The sequence below is a fragment of the Moraxella sp. ZY210820 genome (genome assembly GCF_030674635.1).
GTDB lineage: Bacteria > Pseudomonadota > Gammaproteobacteria > Pseudomonadales > Moraxellaceae > Acinetobacter.
Genome location: NZ_CP089978.1, coordinates 1,731,543 through 1,748,389, shown reverse-complemented (window position 1 = coordinate 1,748,389; position 16,847 = coordinate 1,731,543). Strand labels below are relative to the sequence as shown.

The window sequence follows — 16,847 nt, the reverse complement described above, 5'->3', positions numbered from 1 at the left end:
TTACAGCATTTTTATTCTGTGACTAGATAGGATTATGTAATTCAATATAATCATAATCTAAATTAAATTGTTGTGCGATAGCTTGTCCCAAACGTTGTACGCCATAACGCTCGGTAGCATGGTGTCCACAAGCATAATAATGCACGTTTAATTCTTTTGCTTCATAAAAAGTTCGCTCACTCACTTCACCTGAAATAAACGCATCACAATTCATACGACTAGCTTTGTGAATATAATCTTGAGCTGCTCCTGTACAATAAGCGACTGTTTTAATATGCTTTTTTTGTGCAGGTAAATGTAAAATAGGTGTATCAGTATTTTCCACTTGAATTTTTTTGCGTAGTAACTCTTGAAATTCATGAGGCGTTAAGGGATTAGCTAATTCACCAATTTGCCCAATCGGATGACGGTCATGTTCATCTAAATGACGGATATTACTCAAACCTAATAAATCAGCAATTGCTTGATTATTCCCATAAATAGGGTGAGCATCAAGCGGTAAATGATAAGCAAGTAGGGAAATATCATGTTGTAGAAGCTGTTTGATTCGTTTACCTTTCATGCCTGTTAAAGTTGGCTCTTCGCCTTTCCAAAAGTAACCATGATGAACTAACAATACATCAGCATTTACATCAATCGCTTGTTGAATCGCATCAAGTGAAGCAGTTACAGCTGTTACTATTTTTTTGACTTCACTTTTGCCTTCAACTTGTAAACCGTTAGGTGCATAATCTTTAAATTCATGGGAGAGTAATTGTTGGTCGCACCATGAAATAATATCATATAAATTTGCCATATTTTTCACTCAAATTTTATTCTATGTCATATTCAAATTATTATAGTTTATTAGTTCTATGTAAGGGCGAAAAAATTTTTACCCTTACAAAATTAATAGGAACAATAAATTACAATAAGTTAAGTATGGCTTTAAGATTAGGCTTTTTTATGAATTTGGTTGGTAATCAATGTACCTACACCATGATCGGTAAAAATTTCCAATAATGATGCGTGTGGTACACGTCCATCAACAATGTGAGCTGATTTTACACCATTTTTTACAGCATCTAAAGCACAACTTATTTTTGGAATCATACCACCATAAATCACACCTGTTTCAATTAAATTATCCACATCTTGTGTAGTTAAACCCGTTAAAAGTTTTTTATTTTCATCAAGTACACCTGCAATATTGGTTAATAAAATTAACTTCTCAGCTTGTAATGCTTCAGCCACTTTACCAGCCACCAAATCCGCGTTGATATTATAAGTATGTCCTAATTCATCGACACCTAAAGGTGCAATCACAGGAATAAAATCACTATTGCATAGCATTTCAAGCAAATCAGTTTGTACATGAGTAACTTCACCTACTAAGCCTAAATCGATTTTTTGAATGCCAGTATCACTTTGTTTTTCAAGAAATAATTTTGTGGCACGAATCAGCTTGCCGTCTTTACCTGTAAGACCAATCGCACGTCCACCATGTTGATTAATCAAATTGACAATTGATTTATTAACACTACCACCAAGTACCATTTCGACCACTTCCATCGTAGCAGGGTCAGTAACACGCATACCATCAATACGGTCGCTTTCACGTCCTAATTGCTGGAGCATAGCATCAACTTGTGGTCCACCACCGTGTACAACAATTGGATTTAAGCCGACAGTTTTCATCAGCACAATATCACGTGCAAATGAACTTTCGAGTTCAGGGTCAGTCATGGCATTACCGCCATATTTAACAACTAAGGTTTTACCGCTAAAACGTTGAATATAAGGTAATGCTTCGGTTAAAACTTTAGCTTTATCTTGAGCAGTTTGTTGTTGTATGGTCATCATAGAATCCTATTTTTGGTCAATGGAGATATTATACCTTAACGATGTGGGCTAGATATAGCTTTAATTTGCATAATTGCTTGACTTAATATTGGATAGTCATTAGACAATAATTGAGCGAGTTGCTGTTGAATATAGTCAAAATTGTGTTGTGAATTAGCATCAATACGCACAGTTAAATTATCGCTCGTATTTGATGCACGGATAATAAAAAATCCATTTAAATTATTATGTTGAAAATCAAAACGTAAACCATCAATTTCACTCATATTTGCATAAGTAAAGCACTTTTGTTGGCGTAATAGGGTAAATAATGCTTCAATGTCATAATGTTTATGGCTGATATAAATATCTTCACTGGCAATACGTTTTGGATATTGTATCATCACTTGATTTAAATCAAGCTGTTGTTGTGATAAATATTCCAAAATACGTAAACCTGCATAAATTGCATCATCATAGCCTAAACCACGCCCATCATAAAAGGCATAATGCCCTGAAAATTCACCTGCAAAAATTGCTTTACCTTGTGCTTGCAATAAATAATTACGCAAAAAACTACTGCCAGTACGTATCATAGTCGCTGTACCGCCATAGCTTTCAACAGTCTGCTTAACGAGCGTTGAGCATTTTACATCATAAACAAATTCATGTTGTTGATGTCTTTGATTTTTAAGACAAATCTCTGTAAATAAACACAACATTCTATCTGCATCTAGCATTTCACCTTGAGCATTTACAATGACTAGACGGTCTCCATCACCATCTAGGGCAATACCAAGTTCCGCTTGATGTTGAATAACCGTCTGCTTTAATAATGTTAAATGTGCTTCGACCGATGGGTCTGGAGCATGATGAGGAAAATGTCCATTCGCATCACAACGCAATTCAATAATTTCACAATTGAGAGTATTGAGTAAACGTTCAGCGATACGACCTGCTGAACCATTTAAACCATCAAGTACGATTTTAAATGGACGCTTTAAATCAATATCTTTTAAGATATAGTCTTGATAATATTGAAAATATTTAGGAAATTGTGTTTGTCGTTTAAATTGACTGAGTTGGCTAAAACTCGGAAATTTAATATCTGCTTGATAATAGTGTTCAGCCATTTTCCCAACATCTTGAATATGTTGAGGTGATGGCGGTTTTGCTTGACAAATCCATTTAATACCATTGTCATGTTTAGGATTATGACTTGCGGTAACCATAATGCCATTGCCATCAAAATATTGTGCAGAAAAATACAGCATTGGACTGGAACAACGTCCAATTACAACGCTATGAAAACCAGCTTGTTGAAAGGCTCGTTCTATCAAATAAGCATAACTTGGACTCGCAAGGCGTGCATCATAGCCAATCACGATTTGCCGACTGTCTGATTGCTGTTGATAAAAATTAACCAATGCACGAGCAATGGCATAAACACTTGGAGCAGTCAAATCATCAATATGACCACGAATATCATAAGCTCTAAATAATTTAGGGTTGATATAAGGTTGATTGTTTGTCATCGCCTGCTCCAAAATAATAATCTATGAATTATTGCTGACCTGTATGCCCAAAACCGCCTACACCACGTTCGCTGGCAACAAATTCATCAACAATATCAAATTCAGCTTGTACCACAGGTACGAGTACATATTGTGCTAAACGTTCGCCTGCTTCAAGTGTAAACGCAGTTTGCCCACGATTCCACACAGAAATCATTAATTCACCTTGATAGTCTGAATCAATTAAACCGACTAAATTACCGAGTACAATACCATGTTTATGTCCCAGCCCCGAGCGTGGTAGGATTAAACCTGCATAATGTGGATTTTCGATATAAATAGATAATCCAGTTTTTACTAAAACTGTTTGTCCTGCTTCAATGGTAATAGACGGTTCATCTAAACACGCACGTAAATCTAAACCTGCTGAACCTGTGGTGGCATATTTAGGCATTTCCCATTGTGTGCCTAAACGTGGGTCTAAAATTTTAACTTGGAGTTTCATCATGTTGAGTCCTGATAATAAAAACAATCACTATATTATCGCAAATTTATACAATTTAAGCGAATGAATTATTACCCCAACTCTTGCGGGTCAATATCTAAACTTAATCTTAAACTAAATTGTTTTTTTGCATTTAATTTAACAACATCTAGCCACCAAGTTTTTAATTGTTGGTGAAACTCACGGCGATGAAGTGACATCAATAGAATATGAGCTTGATAATAACCTGCTTTTTTAGACATAGGGGCAGGGGTAGGACCTAAAATATTGATGGTTAAACCACTATTTTGAGGTAACAATGTAATGGCTTGTTGTAAAAACGCTAAATTATATTGTTCATTTTTTGATGATGCTCGTACCAAACCAGCATAGCTATAAGGGGGATAATGTGCCGATTTGCGTTCAGCCAAACTGTGTAAAGCAAAACTACGATAATTTTCTTTTAATAAAATGTCTAACATAGGGTGCTGTGGACGATAAGTCTGTAAATACACTTCACCTTTTTTATGAATACGTCCAGCACGTCCAGCTACTTGAATAATTTGCTGTGCCGTACGTTCTGACGCACGAAAATCAACACTAAAAAAGCCTGCATCAACATCTAAAATCCCTACCAAAGTGACATAGGGAAAATGATGACCTTTAGAGAGCATTTGTGTCCCAATTAAAATCAAAGGCTTATTTTCTTGAATTTGTTGATAAAATTTATCCCAACTATCTGCCTTATGTGTGCTATCTCGGTCTATACGTACAATAGGATAATCTTTAAACAAAACTTGTAAATGTTGCTCCATTTGACTCGTTCCCATGCCTAAGGGTTTTAAGCTATGGGACTGACATTTTGGGCATTGTTGGGGTAGGGTATAAACTAAACTACAATGATGGCAACGTAAATGCTGATAAGGTTGATTATGCACGGTAAAATGGGCATCACAACGAGGGCAATCCGCTTGCCATGCACAATTTTCACAAAATAATACAGGTGCATAACCACGTCGATTTAAAAATAATAATACTTGTTCACCCTGTTTTAAGGTGTGTTTAATTTTACCAATGAGTAACTCACTTAGACCATATTTTTTCTTTTGAGTGGTTAAATCAATGGTATGCAATTGAGGTAAACTTGCCACACCTGCTCGTTGGTTGAGTTGTAAAACACTTAATTTTTGTTGTTCTACTAAATAATAACTTTCGATACTGGGTGTGGCTGACCCTAAAATAATCGGACAATTTTGTTGATAGGCACGATATAAGGCAACATCTCGGGCGTGATAACGTAAGCTATCTTGTTGTTTATAAGATAAATCATGCTCTTCATCAAGAATAATTAAACCTAAATTTTTAAAAGGTGTAAAAATAGCAGATCGAGTACCTAATACAATTGAGACACGTCCTGATTTTGCTTGTTGCCAGGCTTGTAGGCGTTTTGAGTCATTTAATCCTGAATGTAAAACCGCCATAGGTGTATTAAAACGTGATTGAAAACGAGCAATAGTTTGTGGTGTTAAACCGATTTCGGGTACGAGTACTAAAACTTGTCTCTCTTGTTTAAGTACTTCATATATGACCTGTAGATAAACTTCGGTTTTACCACTGCCTGTCAAACCATCTAACAAAAAACCATGATAATGATGTTGATGTGCTAGAATTTGTTCAATCGCATGACGTTGTTCAACATTGGGTGTTAAAGGTAATTGAGCTAGTTGTACCGATGGCGAAGATGTTGTTGGTTGTTCTACACTACAAACAACTGCATTTTTATTTAATAATTGATTTAAAGTTGCTGTGCTAACGCCACTTGCATTTAAAATATCTTCGCTACTGCCATGTTGATGTAAATTGACAATCTGATAGGCTTGTTGCTGTTTATCTGTTAATTTTGCGGTAAATTGTTCTGGTGCTAATGCTCGCCAATGATGCCAAATAATATCAGCAGGTTTACCTTGTCGCAGTAGGGCAGGTAAACCGATGTGAAAAGTTTCCCCTAAAGGATATTGATAATATTGAGCAACCCATTGTAATAGATTAAAAACCTCATGACCAAAAATATTATGTTCATCTAATAGTTGAATAATAGGTTTAAGTTTAAATGTGGTTTCTATAACATCATTAGGGCTAAATTTATCTGTGATAATAGCAATTAATTGTTGTGAGCCAAATGGAACTATTACTCTTGCACCAATTTGAGCACGAGTAAAATCATCAGCTTTAATTTGATAATCAAAACTTTGATATAATGGTGAAGGTACTGCAACACGTACACGGTGGATTGTTTGAGTGGTCATAGAACACTTTTGAGCATAAGTATTAAGATGATAATAGGTAATTATGTCTAAAAAAGCAATCATTATGATGCAAGATTTTTTATTAATCTCAAGTTATACATAAAAAAGATGGTATTACCTAGGAGTCGTAATACCATCATAAACTGGTGATTTTTATTTATTATTGTATATCATCTATTATGTATTATGATTGTGGACCATCAACACGCTCAATACGCACTTTAGCACTACCTGCATCAACAATACCTAATTTTTTAGCTGCACCATAAGATAAATCTAAGACACGATTACCATGAAATGGACCACGGTCATTGATTTTTACTACTACACTTTTACCATTTTTTTCATTGGTTACACGAACATAACAGTTTAATGGTAAAGTACGATGTGCTGCTGTTAAAGCATTCATATCGAAAGTTTCACCACTTGCTGTCTTACGACCATGAAATTGGCGACCATACCAAGAAGCTACACCTGTTTGGCTAAATTTACGTACAGCAGTAGAAGCAACAGTATTTAATTTTTCTACAACACTTTTTTCTTCTGGCAAATCAATCTTTGCCTTTACTGTTTCACTAATCACTTTGTCGCCAGTAGTTTTAGTCACAGTTAAGCTACTTAATTGATTTAAGTTGGTATTAAAACTCGGTGAGTTTTTACTCATCACACGAGATACTAAACTTTGTTCTTCAGTAGTTTGTGTTACTGTGCTTTGTGGTGCAATTTCTGCATAAGCAGGAATTGTTGTAAATACCACTAAACTGGAAACAATATATTTTAATGAAAATCGCATATTTTACTCCTAAAAAAAGTGGCTACTTGAGCATAACAATATCAAAATGTGATATTGTTCACTTTCTTTATTTGATTTTTTGCATTAATATCAAACTAGTTTAATCAATAATTAATTTATTGTCTAGTAAAAATAGCAAATCTTGTACTTTTTATAGGTTTTTTTGATTAATTATTAACCTTTTATTCATAATTTTATCAGAGTTATACTGTAAACTAGATTTGTTTTTATGTGATATTTATCACATTTAATACACCATGATGATAGTTGATGATGGTGTATTAAATGGTTTAGCGATGGGTATGAATGGACATCACAATACCAAAAGTTGCCATTAAAGTAATGATTGCTGTTCCACCATAACTCATAAAAGGTAAGGGAACACCTACTACAGGTAAAATTCCTCCCACCATACCAGCATTGACAAATACATAGATAAAGAATGAAAGCCCATAAGCACCTGCGACTAAACGCCCATAATTATGGAAACTCTGTAGCCCAATTTGAAATATACGGAAAATAATGGCTAAATAAATTCCACTTAAAATTAAAACACCTACAAAGCCAAATTCTTCTGAATAAGCGGCAATAATAAAATCAGTATGAGCTTCAGGTAAGAAATTTAAATGAGACTGTGTGCCTTCTAAATAACCTTTACCTGAAAATCCACCTGAACCAATAGCTGTTTTAGATTGAGTAATATTCCAACCATCGCCTAATTTATCTGCTTCAGGGTTAAACAAGGTTTCAACACGGCGACGTTGATAATCATGCAACAAAAAATTCCATGCAATAGGAATAATTGCTGTGACACAAGCAATAGCACTAAAAATCAATGTCCATGATAAACCGCTTAGAAACAAAATAAACACGCCACTAATCAGCACTAATAATGATGTACCTAAGTCGGGTTGTTCTGCAATCAGTAAAAAAGGTACAAAAATCAAAGCTAAAGCAATCATGACATGTTTTAATGATGGCGGTAAAGGATGCCGAGACATATACCATGCAATCATCATTGGCATACCGATTTTCATAAATTCACTGGGTTGCACACTGCCAAATCCGGGGATGTCAATCCAACGTTGGGCACCCATACGCACCTCACCAAAGAGCATAACTGCTAATAGTGATAGCAAACCCATAATATAAAAATAAGGTGAAAAAGCTTGATAAATTTTAGGTGGAATTTGTGCAAGGGTAAACATGACCACAAAACCAATGATGAAACTAATTCCTTGTTTGATGACACGTGCTACTTCTTCACCTGATGCACTATAAAGCACCAAAAGTCCTAAACAAGCATTGAGTATGAGAAAAAAAGTTAGCCATGGGTCAATATGTAATCTATCCCAAGTAGAAATTTTATGAATGGTACTCATACCATCTCTAGGAGCTTGGCGTAAAAATTTGTATTGCTGATTAGGTAATGACATAACAAATTTGTAGTGAATAAAATATATAAAAATGCTGACTATTTTATCATAGAATGTATCGTAAAAAGAGTGAAAATGACACTTTTCTACAAAATTATCAATACTATAAATAAAATAATCTATATTATTGATATAACTATGTTTTTATTATTCATTGGGAGCATATTCAATTAAAATTTCCCGTCTGCCTACTTGTTCATTGTAATTTAAAATTGGTTTAAGCTGATTAAGTTGATTTACAATATTTTGTGTGAGTTGCTCGGCAAGGTCAAATTCATGTTGTGTTAAACGTTGATCGTGGACATTGAATAAATATGCATTTAAGAGACGTTCAGCGTGCATACCTGTTCGACAGTAATTGAGTACCCCCATATGTTGTGGTGCAAATAGAGAACCCACCATAGTACTACGTTCTAAAGCATGACTTAAACACGCATCTTCACCGCCAAATTTTTTAAATAATTCATGTTGTGGAAATCCACCACAAGCTAAAAATAAACTACGTCTAAAGATAGAATTACCAGCTCCGATATTTTGTAAAACATTCCATACGTTATGAAAATCAGAATGCTGAGAATATTTATCGGCTAAATCAATAGGAATCAGTCTAAGTTTTAGAACACTTAGGGTAGGCAGATATTGAAAAATAGTTGGTATTGGACTTAAAGCATTGCTTTGATAAGCATCATCAGCATCTAAAAAAGCAATCAAATCTGCTTGACTGTGTAAAGCTCCCCAATTGCGAGCGGTCGCTACACCATTGTTGTATGGCATATTGAGTAGAATGATTTTATGAGGATATTGTGATTGATATTTTGCTTGTAATTGTTGTAAAACTTGCCAAGTATCATCGGTTGAACCATCATTGACGATATAAAGATGTTGTACAGTATTCTGTGGTAATACACTTATTATTGCACGTTCAATAGTTGAACTGGCATTGTAACAGGGAATAATCACATCTAAAGTAGGTAATATAGTTGTCATCGTATTTGATTTTTCATAGGAATGTGAAAGTATATTGTCATGAAAAAGCCCATAATGCAAGACATTATGGACTTTTTATCTGATGGTTTCTATTAGAAACGATTAGTATTTATAACGTACACCAAAAGATGTTAAAGATGTACGAGAATCACCTGCATCAGCACGAACATCTTTTAAGTTATAGCTTGCAACAGCAGCGAAATTCTTAGTTAAATCAGCACTTAAAGCAGTACGTGAGCGTAAAGTACGTGATTTATCGCCAAATTCATAACCTAAATCTTGGTTAAAACGAACCATTGGATTGATTTGATATTCATAGAATGCTGCAACAGAACCAATCGCTTCATTATGTGTATCTTTAGGTGCAAAACGATCTTTACTATGGCGTACACCAGCACCAACTTCAGCAGTTAAAGACTGTTGTTGAGTTTTGATAATATCAAAACCAATACCAGCAAGAGCTGCAGCTTGATAATCAAATGCACTGCTAGAATCTTTTTCGCCTGTTAATTGAGCAAATTGATAAACAGTATTTGAACTACGGTGTAATAATTTGCCAGATAAATAGTATTGTTCAGTGTTGTCGGTTGATTTGTCATCGTGTGAAGAAATTGCAGAAGCACGAACTTCTTGTCCCCATACACCCACTTGGCGTTGGAATAAAACGTGAGCAGCTAAGTTGTCCTTAGTGCTTTTTGATGCTTCATTTTTAGTTGTGGTACGAGAATAACCAACATCAGCTTCTAAACGGTATGGTTTGTTTGCATCAACTGAAATGCTACCTGTTGCTAAACGTGTTGGAGCTTCTGCATAAGCAGTACCACTTACTGCTGTTACAAGACAAGCTAAAAGGGTAATTTTTTTCATCATAAAGCCTTGATAAAGTTGATTAAATATAATGATGGATTCTATTGACCTGTACAATTTAATGTTTAATTGTAATGGGATAGCAACCATGCAATATATTGTAGAAATCGAATTAATTATACATATATCCTAAAATAAATAGATGTATAATAGTAAATAATTGTTTGAATTATATCACAAAACAATACAAAACAAAGCAAAAATACGCAAATAATACAGAATTGATAAAATATAAGGAGAGCCATGTGATTAATTTCATGATTTAACATGATGTTTTGTCAGAGTTTTGTTATAATAAAGCGAATTTTTATTTTGAAAAAGAAGATTATGCACTATCCAAAACATTATGATGTCATCGTGATTGGTGGCGGACACGCAGGTACAGAAGCAGCATTAGCAGCCGCTCGTATGGGGCGACAAACCTTACTTTTAACCCATAATATTGAAACTTTGGGGCAGATGAGTTGTAACCCAGCGATTGGCGGTATTGGTAAATCGCATTTGGTGCGTGAAATTGATGCGTTGGGTGGTGCAATGGCGTTGGCTGCCGATAAAGGTGGGATTCAATTTCGTATTTTAAACTCTCGTAAGGGAGCGGCGGTGCGTGCAACTCGAGCTCAAGCTGACCGTGTGCGTTATAAAGCAGCGATTCGACATACACTTGAAAATCAAGCGAATTTAGATATTTTTCAACAACCTGCTGATGATTTAATCGTTGAAGGCGATACCGTTAAAGGCGTGATTACCCAAATGGGCGTGCGTTTTGATTGTAAAACAGTCGTATTGACGACTGGAACATTTTTAGGTGGTGTCATTCATATTGGTTTACAAAATGCCAGTGGTGGACGTGCAGGAGACCCACCATCGATTGCATTGGCTCATCGTTTACGTGAATTAAAATTGCCTGTGGGACGTCTAAAAACAGGCACACCACCACGCATTGACGCACGCACGGTAGATTTTTCAGTCATGACACCACAACCTGGGGATTTTCCATCACCAGTGATGTCATTTTTGGGTGATGCATCTATGCACCCAGAGCAAGTGAATTGTTATATCACGCATACCAATGAAAAAACTCATGATATTATTCGTGGTGGTTTAGATCGTTCACCAATGTATACAGGTGTGATTGAAGGTGTTGGTCCTCGTTATTGTCCATCGATTGAAGATAAAATTCATCGTTTTGCCGATAAAGAATCACATCAAGTATTTTTAGAGCCAGAGGGCTTAGACACGCACGAACTTTATCCAAATGGAATTTCAACGTCATTACCATTTGATGTGCAATTTAATCTTGTACGTTCAATTCGTGGTATGGAAAATGCACATATTTTACGCCCGGGCTATGCGATTGAATACGATTATTTTGATCCACAAGCATTAAAATATACCTTAGAAACCAAAGCGATAAACAACTTGTATTTTGCAGGACAAATTAATGGAACGACAGGCTATGAAGAAGCTGGGGCTCAAGGTTTATTAGCAGGCTTAAATGCGGCTCGCCGTGCGTGGGAACAGGAACAATGGACACCACAACGTGACCAAGCCTATTTGGGGGTGTTGGTTGATGACCTAATTACGTTGGGTACAAAAGAGCCATATCGAATGTTTACGTCTCGTGCTGAATATCGTTTGATGTTACGTGAAGATAATGCTGACCAGCGTTTAACCCCAATTGGTCGAGAATTAGGCTTGGTTGATGATGTGCGTTGGCAAGCCTATTGTGAAAAAATGGAAGCTATCGAAACAGAAACTGCACGTTTGCAACATTTGTGGGCAGCTCCGAATAATCCAATGGGCAAAAAATTTGTTGAAATGACTGGAGCCGATTTAAGTAAAGAATGTAGTGCAATTGATTTATTAAAACGCCCAAATATCCATTTCGGTCAAATTGCTGAATTAACAGGTTCAGAAGTGAGTGAGCAAGTTGGTGAACAAATTGAAATTGCGGTGAAATACGAAGGCTATATCAACCGTCAGCATGAAGATGTAGCACAGCTCAAACGTTTACAAGAAACCAAAATTCCAAACGATTTTGATTATGATGGCGTGTCTGGTTTATCTCGTGAAATTACGCAAAAGTTAAAAACTGTTCGTCCTGATACTTTGGCTCAAGCAAGTCGTATTCAAGGGGTTACACCTGCTGCCGTGCAGTTGTTGATGATTAGTATTCGTAAAGCGAAGAAATAATCAGAAAAAAGTAGGATAGATGAAGTTATCCTGCTTTTATTTTGAAGATTGAATATTCAAGAGCTAAAAATAACTTAACAAAAATAAAAAAACCACCAATCCGAGCAGATTGATGGTTTTGTGATGGAGAGGGTTACAGCGGAGATGCCCCCATATTTTTAATGGTTTGTTCGGTTGTCCATAAATCATTGGCGATTAGGCGGAAGTTTACCAGTGCTGCCAAGTAGCCATCACCTTCTGGAATACGAGGTCCTGCAGTTGCATCTTTGACTACAGCGACTTCAAAACCTTGTTCTATAAGCTCTCGTAGATGAGATTCAATACATAAATTGGCTGCCATACCTGCCAAAATTACTTGGTCAATTTTGCGTTTTCTAAGTTGTAGTACAACATCGCTAGTCTCTGGTCCAAAGATTTTGTGTGGTGAGCAAATTGTGGTTTTACCATCAAAAATATAAGGTTTGTAGCGTTCTACAAAGTCTGCTCCAGAACCTTCAAAGCCATTCATACTGTACGCACTTTTGCGAGCAAACATATCAGTTTTGTGCATAAAGTTTTCGCCTGGTGCCATAAACTCCCATTGATGGTCAGTTGGGTAATAGTAATGTGGTGAGACAATGACGGGCATATCTACTTTTTTGGCTGCCTTAAACAAGGTCTCGATGTTTTCAACAGTATTATTTTCAATAATACTATCTTTTAATACACCCCACATCACACCATTTGGGCTTAAAAAGTCATTTTGTGGATCGACTACCACAAGAGCAACACGTTTTGGATCAATACTCATACCAGGGCGTTCAAGTCCGTATTGGTCTGGTTCGGCATAGGGACTTTTTATTTGTTTGGGAGCAGTATTACCAATACCCATTGCTTCTAACACGCCTGTAGCCATTGCGATATTTGTTTCATTGCTCGACATATTAAGGTGAGAAGCATCGATAGTTTCTGATTGTTTGTTGGTTTGTTCTGACATAATAACACCTATTTGTTTGATTAAAAATAGGATTGATAAAATATTATTTATCAAACTTGTTGCGTATTATAGTCAAGTTTTTTATTATCAATTTAACCAATCACACACATGATTTAACCAACCCATTATTTGTTTGCGTGTAATTTGTTTTTTTGTTAGAATTGATCCAAAATCAAACAACGATAAAACAATGACAACATCTACTAATACTGATGCTTTAACGCATCTATTTACCCAATTTTCATTTCGCACAGAGCTATTTTTTGTGGGGCTTTTGTGCAGTATGGGGCAGTTTGATGAGCCGAACAAAGGCTATTTGCATTTTATTTATCAAGGAAGTTGTCGCCTGATACAAAAAGATAATACATCTATTATCATTGACCGTCCTTGTGTGTTATTTTCACCTACAGACAGTTTGCACCGTATTGAGCCGATGAGTGAAAATTTACAGGTTTTTTGTTTAAATTTTGACTTTGGGCAGGGTGTGTATAATCCTTTGATTTATGATTTGGCACAGATTGCGATTTTGTTTTTGGACGATATACCGCATTTGATGGTAATTGCTGAGCAAATTTTTGCTGAAAATCAAAACAAACAATGTGGCTATGAGGCAATGATTCAATCTTTGTCTGCTTACGTAATGATGTTAGTGATTAGACAATGTTTGACACAAGGACTGATTAAGATAGGTTTATTAAAGGGACTAACGGATATCGCTCTTGCACCGCTATTATTAGATATTCATCAAAATCCCCAAAAAGATTGGCATATAGAGATGATGGCGAATCAAGTTTTTATGTCAAAATCAAAATTTAGCCAATATTTTAAGGAAATTATGGGGATTTCACCCAATGAGTATTTGACTAATTGGCGGATTAGCCTTGCCCAAATGCTTCTCAAAAAAGGCTTACCAGTGGCGGTGGTTGCTCAAAAGGTGGGTTATAGTCATAATGCATCTTTGACACGAGTGTTTGTCAAGGTACTTGGCAAAACGCCAAGAGAGTGGCTTGACAAATATGCTAACTAAACCAAAAAATTAATATTTTCACGTTCGCCATCGCACAAAACGAGCAGGATTACCCACCATCACTGCTCGACTTTCTACACTTTTTGTAACCATACTATCCATGCCAATAATTGCTTGCCGACCAATTTTTACGCCATCACGCACACTAACATGACTACCTAACCAAACATCTTGTTCAATTTCAATCCCTTGTGATGTATTCGCTTGCTGATAAATCGGTCTTTGTAAATCCATACCATGATTAAAAGCATATAAATGACTGTACGCCCCAATTCGCACTTGGTCATGAATAGTAATTCCAGTTCGCCCACCATCTAAAATACAATGATGGTTAATTGCCACTTCATTGCCAATATTTAAAGGTCCATGTAAAAAACAATCGCCTGCAATAAATGTATTATCACCAATATAAATATCCCGTCCACGTTCAGCAAAAATATGAGCCAACGGTGAAATAAAACAATTTTTACCAATATGTATGGTTTCAACTTGCATTAAATAGTGTTGATATTGAATTTGCCATTCATACGCCCATTGTTTATGTTTATCTTTCAGTGAATAATAAAGCCAAGGCATATAATTTAAACGGTGCTTATGTTGTTCTCTATAAAATAAAGTTTTATCATCTTGCATTCTGATAATTCCTATGTATCTAAAATAATTAACTGCTGACGTCCACGTGTAATATCTTGGATTTTTTGTTTAAAATAATCAATTTGATTTTCTAATAAATTTAATTGAATATCCACACCATTTTCCGTATAATGCTCCTGATATTCCACTTTATAATGTTGCAATTCATATTGAAAAATCGCCCATTCAGAAAAATCACATTGAAAAAATGCAGAAATGGTTTTAATCAATTCGATTTTTTCCGCCAGTTGTAAACATTTTCCAGCACAACCACCATAAGCACGCACCAAACCGCCTGTACCGAGTTTGACACCGCCAAACCAACGATTGACCAACACCAACACATTGGTTAAATCATTGCCTTCGATACTGGCCAAAATCGGACGACCTGCCGTACCTGTGGGTTCGCCATCATCATTAAAACGCACGTCATGCCCAATTTTCCACGCCCAACATTGATGTGTGGTTGTTGTATCTTTTTTAAGCTGTAAAAATTCTTTTACCTGCTGTTCATTCGCAACTGGCACGGCGAAGGTCTGAAAACGACTTTTTTTAATCTCTTCTTCATATTCAATCAGTTGGGCAATAGTAAATGGCATAATTTCTTACTCATCATCGGCTAAATTATTGCAATGTTCACAACCAAACAGCCAGCATTTAGAAAAATAGCGTAAATCTACCAAACATTGCTCTTTTATAGACAATTGTAGCATAGGTTGTTGTTTTTGTTTGTTTTTTAATTCGCTCAATGTTTTCTCACCGTCCAATATCCATTCTTTAATTTTTTCTTGTTCAGATGATTCTTGGCAATTTGCTAATTCGGCTTTGTGTTCGTTTAGCCATATTATTTCTCGCTGAATTTGAGTGGCAACTTGCCCATTATAATCACTCGGCTCAATCTCATAAATCGCCTGCCAAATCCAATCCCAACTCAAATCAATTTCTTGACCTTTAATTATATCATAACAAGCTTGATTATCACCCATGATTGCATATAAATGGGCAATATCATAATTATCGGCTTGTGGATTTTGTTTGGCAGTTGCCAAAAATATTTTGGCGGTCGTCATATCATCTGCCAAAATTTTTAATCTCACTTTATTTAAAGCCGTAAAATAAAGATATTCATTAAGTCTATCTGGATTTAAATCGGTTTGATTATCTTGTGAAATTGTAGAAAATACATGAATAGCTTGATTATAATAGTTATCAGCATCTGTAAAATTTTGTTGTACAAGGTAAATATTAGCTAGGTTGTTATATAGATAAGCAAGTTCATGCTGATGGCTATTTTGATATTCTTGTGGTGAATTATCAAATAAAGGAATGGCTTTTTGATATAGCTTGATAAGCTGATAAGAATTGGATTTTAGAAATTTAAAATCTTCTGAGAAATTAGTACAACCATATAAAAACTGCCCATACGCCATATAAGGATAAAATGACTTAGGATTTTTCGCCATCAATTGTTGAAATAATTCTAAAGCTACTTCATCTTGCCCATATTCATAATACAACCAAAAGGCATAATTATGGGTATTTTTAATACTTGGATTGAGTTCATACGCCTGTTTAAAATATTCTAACTCTTTATTCCCATCAGGATTTTTTAGATAATAAAAAGCCAACTGCGATAAGATTTTATCATCGGTTGGGTTTTGTTGTTTTAACTGTAATAAATATTCTAATTCATTCATTTTATTACCTTTTTAATCATTTTTGTATAAAACATGATGATATATGATATAGTGATGATAAGTTGCATTATTATTTCAAATAATTTAACATAAATCAATGAATTACAATGATT

14 protein-coding genes and 1 pseudogene are annotated in these 16,847 nt (G+C 35.3%); 2 read left to right on the top strand and 13 right to left on the bottom strand.

All coding sequences use genetic code 11. The features are described 5' to 3' along the window. Positions 1–22 precede the first annotated feature (22 nt). From LU301_RS08650 to LU301_RS08610, 9 genes and pseudogenes are all read right to left on the bottom strand, one after another. A complete protein-coding gene (locus LU301_RS08650; protein WP_305269831.1) occupies positions 23–796 on the bottom strand; it encodes a Nif3-like dinuclear metal center hexameric protein in 774 nt (257 codons plus the stop codon). A gap of 137 nt (positions 797–933) precedes the next feature. Beyond that, the gene (gene argB, locus LU301_RS08645) at positions 934–1,839 is read right to left on the bottom strand and encodes an acetylglutamate kinase (protein WP_305269829.1); all 906 of its coding nucleotides are present in this window, start codon (positions 1,837–1,839) and stop codon (positions 934–936) included. A 38-nt stretch (positions 1,840–1,877) separates the two neighbouring features. Beyond that, positions 1,878–3,356 (bottom strand): phosphomannomutase/phosphoglucomutase, encoded by a 1,479-nt coding sequence (locus LU301_RS08640; RefSeq protein WP_305269827.1) that lies wholly within the window; start codon positions 3,354–3,356, stop codon positions 1,878–1,880. A 28-nt stretch (positions 3,357–3,384) separates the two neighbouring features. Next, positions 3,385–3,840: a dUTP diphosphatase gene (gene dut / locus LU301_RS08635; protein WP_305274040.1), complete on the bottom strand. Its 456-nt coding sequence runs from the start codon at positions 3,838–3,840 to the stop codon at positions 3,385–3,387. Between the two features lie 71 nt (positions 3,841–3,911). Then, positions 3,912–6,125, bottom strand: coding sequence for a primosomal protein N' (locus LU301_RS08630; RefSeq protein WP_305269825.1), 2,214 nt, complete (start codon positions 6,123–6,125; stop codon positions 3,912–3,914). A gap of 184 nt (positions 6,126–6,309) precedes the next feature. After that, positions 6,310–6,690 (bottom strand): annotated as a pseudogene (locus LU301_RS12085) (septal ring lytic transglycosylase RlpA family protein); the annotation flags it as partial. A gap of 518 nt (positions 6,691–7,208) precedes the next feature. Continuing rightward, a complete protein-coding gene (gene rodA, locus LU301_RS08620) occupies positions 7,209–8,354 on the bottom strand; it encodes a rod shape-determining protein RodA (protein WP_305269822.1) in 1,146 nt (381 codons plus the stop codon). Between the two features lie 147 nt (positions 8,355–8,501). Next, a complete protein-coding gene (locus LU301_RS08615; RefSeq protein ID WP_305269820.1) occupies positions 8,502–9,341 on the bottom strand; it encodes a glycosyltransferase family 2 protein in 840 nt (279 codons plus the stop codon). A gap of 102 nt (positions 9,342–9,443) precedes the next feature. Next, positions 9,444–10,208 carry a DUF481 domain-containing protein gene (locus LU301_RS08610; RefSeq protein ID WP_305269818.1) on the bottom strand — a complete coding sequence of 255 codons (765 nt, stop codon included), beginning with the start codon at positions 10,206–10,208 and terminating at the stop codon, positions 9,444–9,446. A 327-nt stretch (positions 10,209–10,535) separates the two neighbouring features. On the opposite strand from LU301_RS08610, the gene mnmG reads away from it, so the two are divergent. After that, positions 10,536–12,401 carry a tRNA uridine-5-carboxymethylaminomethyl(34) synthesis enzyme MnmG gene (mnmG, locus tag LU301_RS08605; RefSeq protein ID WP_305269815.1) on the top strand — a complete coding sequence of 622 codons (1,866 nt, stop codon included), beginning with the start codon at positions 10,536–10,538 and terminating at the stop codon, positions 12,399–12,401. A gap of 133 nt (positions 12,402–12,534) precedes the next feature. Here mnmG and LU301_RS08600 read toward each other — a convergent pair whose 3' ends face one another. Continuing rightward, entirely contained in the window at positions 12,535–13,377 is an 843-nt protein-coding gene (locus LU301_RS08600; RefSeq protein WP_305269813.1) for a cysteine hydrolase family protein, read from the bottom strand. Positions 13,378–13,567: 190 nt separating this feature from the next. On the opposite strand from LU301_RS08600, the gene LU301_RS08595 reads away from it, so the two are divergent. Beyond that, on the top strand, positions 13,568–14,404 hold the full coding sequence (locus tag LU301_RS08595) for a helix-turn-helix transcriptional regulator (protein ID WP_305269811.1): 837 nt from the start codon (positions 13,568–13,570) through the stop codon (positions 14,402–14,404). Between the two features lie 18 nt (positions 14,405–14,422). Here LU301_RS08595 and LU301_RS08590 read toward each other — a convergent pair whose 3' ends face one another. From LU301_RS08590 to LU301_RS08580, 3 genes are read right to left on the bottom strand one after another with little or no spacing between them, the layout of a single operon-like run. Continuing rightward, on the bottom strand, positions 14,423–15,037 hold the full coding sequence (locus LU301_RS08590; protein ID WP_305269809.1) for an acyltransferase: 615 nt from the start codon (positions 15,035–15,037) through the stop codon (positions 14,423–14,425). An 11-nt stretch (positions 15,038–15,048) separates the two neighbouring features. Further along, on the bottom strand, positions 15,049–15,636 hold the full coding sequence (locus LU301_RS08585) for an IMPACT family protein (protein ID WP_305269807.1): 588 nt from the start codon (positions 15,634–15,636) through the stop codon (positions 15,049–15,051). A gap of 6 nt (positions 15,637–15,642) precedes the next feature. Continuing rightward, positions 15,643–16,734, bottom strand: coding sequence for a tetratricopeptide repeat protein (locus LU301_RS08580; RefSeq protein ID WP_305269805.1), 1,092 nt, complete (start codon positions 16,732–16,734; stop codon positions 15,643–15,645). Positions 16,735–16,847 lie beyond the last annotated feature (113 nt).

Excerpts from the sequence above, each read along its gene's own strand:
- LU301_RS08600 (WP_305269813.1), bottom strand. The coding sequence starts at position 13,377 with ATGTCAGAACAAACCAACAAACAATCAGAAACTATCGATGCTTCTCAC.
- LU301_RS08585 (WP_305269807.1), bottom strand. The coding sequence starts at position 15,636 with ATGCCATTTACTATTGCCCAACTGATTGAATATGAAGAAGAGATTAAA.
- LU301_RS08595 (WP_305269811.1), top strand. The coding sequence starts at position 13,568 with ATGACAACATCTACTAATACTGATGCTTTAACGCATCTATTTACCCAA.
- mnmG (WP_305269815.1), top strand. The coding sequence starts at position 10,536 with ATGCACTATCCAAAACATTATGATGTCATCGTGATTGGTGGCGGACAC.
- LU301_RS08615 (WP_305269820.1), bottom strand. The coding sequence starts at position 9,341 with ATGACAACTATATTACCTACTTTAGATGTGATTATTCCCTGTTACAAT.
- LU301_RS08590 (WP_305269809.1), bottom strand. The coding sequence starts at position 15,037 with ATGCAAGATGATAAAACTTTATTTTATAGAGAACAACATAAGCACCGT.
- LU301_RS08580 (WP_305269805.1), bottom strand. The coding sequence starts at position 16,734 with ATGAATGAATTAGAATATTTATTACAGTTAAAACAACAAAACCCAACC.
- LU301_RS08630 (WP_305269825.1), bottom strand. The coding sequence starts at position 6,125 with ATGACCACTCAAACAATCCACCGTGTACGTGTTGCAGTACCTTCACCA.
- rodA (WP_305269822.1), bottom strand. The coding sequence starts at position 8,354 with ATGTCATTACCTAATCAGCAATACAAATTTTTACGCCAAGCTCCTAGA.
- LU301_RS08650 (WP_305269831.1), bottom strand. The coding sequence starts at position 796 with ATGGCAAATTTATATGATATTATTTCATGGTGCGACCAACAATTACTC.
- LU301_RS08640 (WP_305269827.1), bottom strand. The coding sequence starts at position 3,356 with ATGACAAACAATCAACCTTATATCAACCCTAAATTATTTAGAGCTTAT.
- LU301_RS08610 (WP_305269818.1), bottom strand. The coding sequence starts at position 10,208 with ATGAAAAAAATTACCCTTTTAGCTTGTCTTGTAACAGCAGTAAGTGGT.
- dut (WP_305274040.1), bottom strand. The coding sequence starts at position 3,840 with ATGAAACTCCAAGTTAAAATTTTAGACCCACGTTTAGGCACACAATGG.
- argB (WP_305269829.1), bottom strand. The coding sequence starts at position 1,839 with ATGACCATACAACAACAAACTGCTCAAGATAAAGCTAAAGTTTTAACC.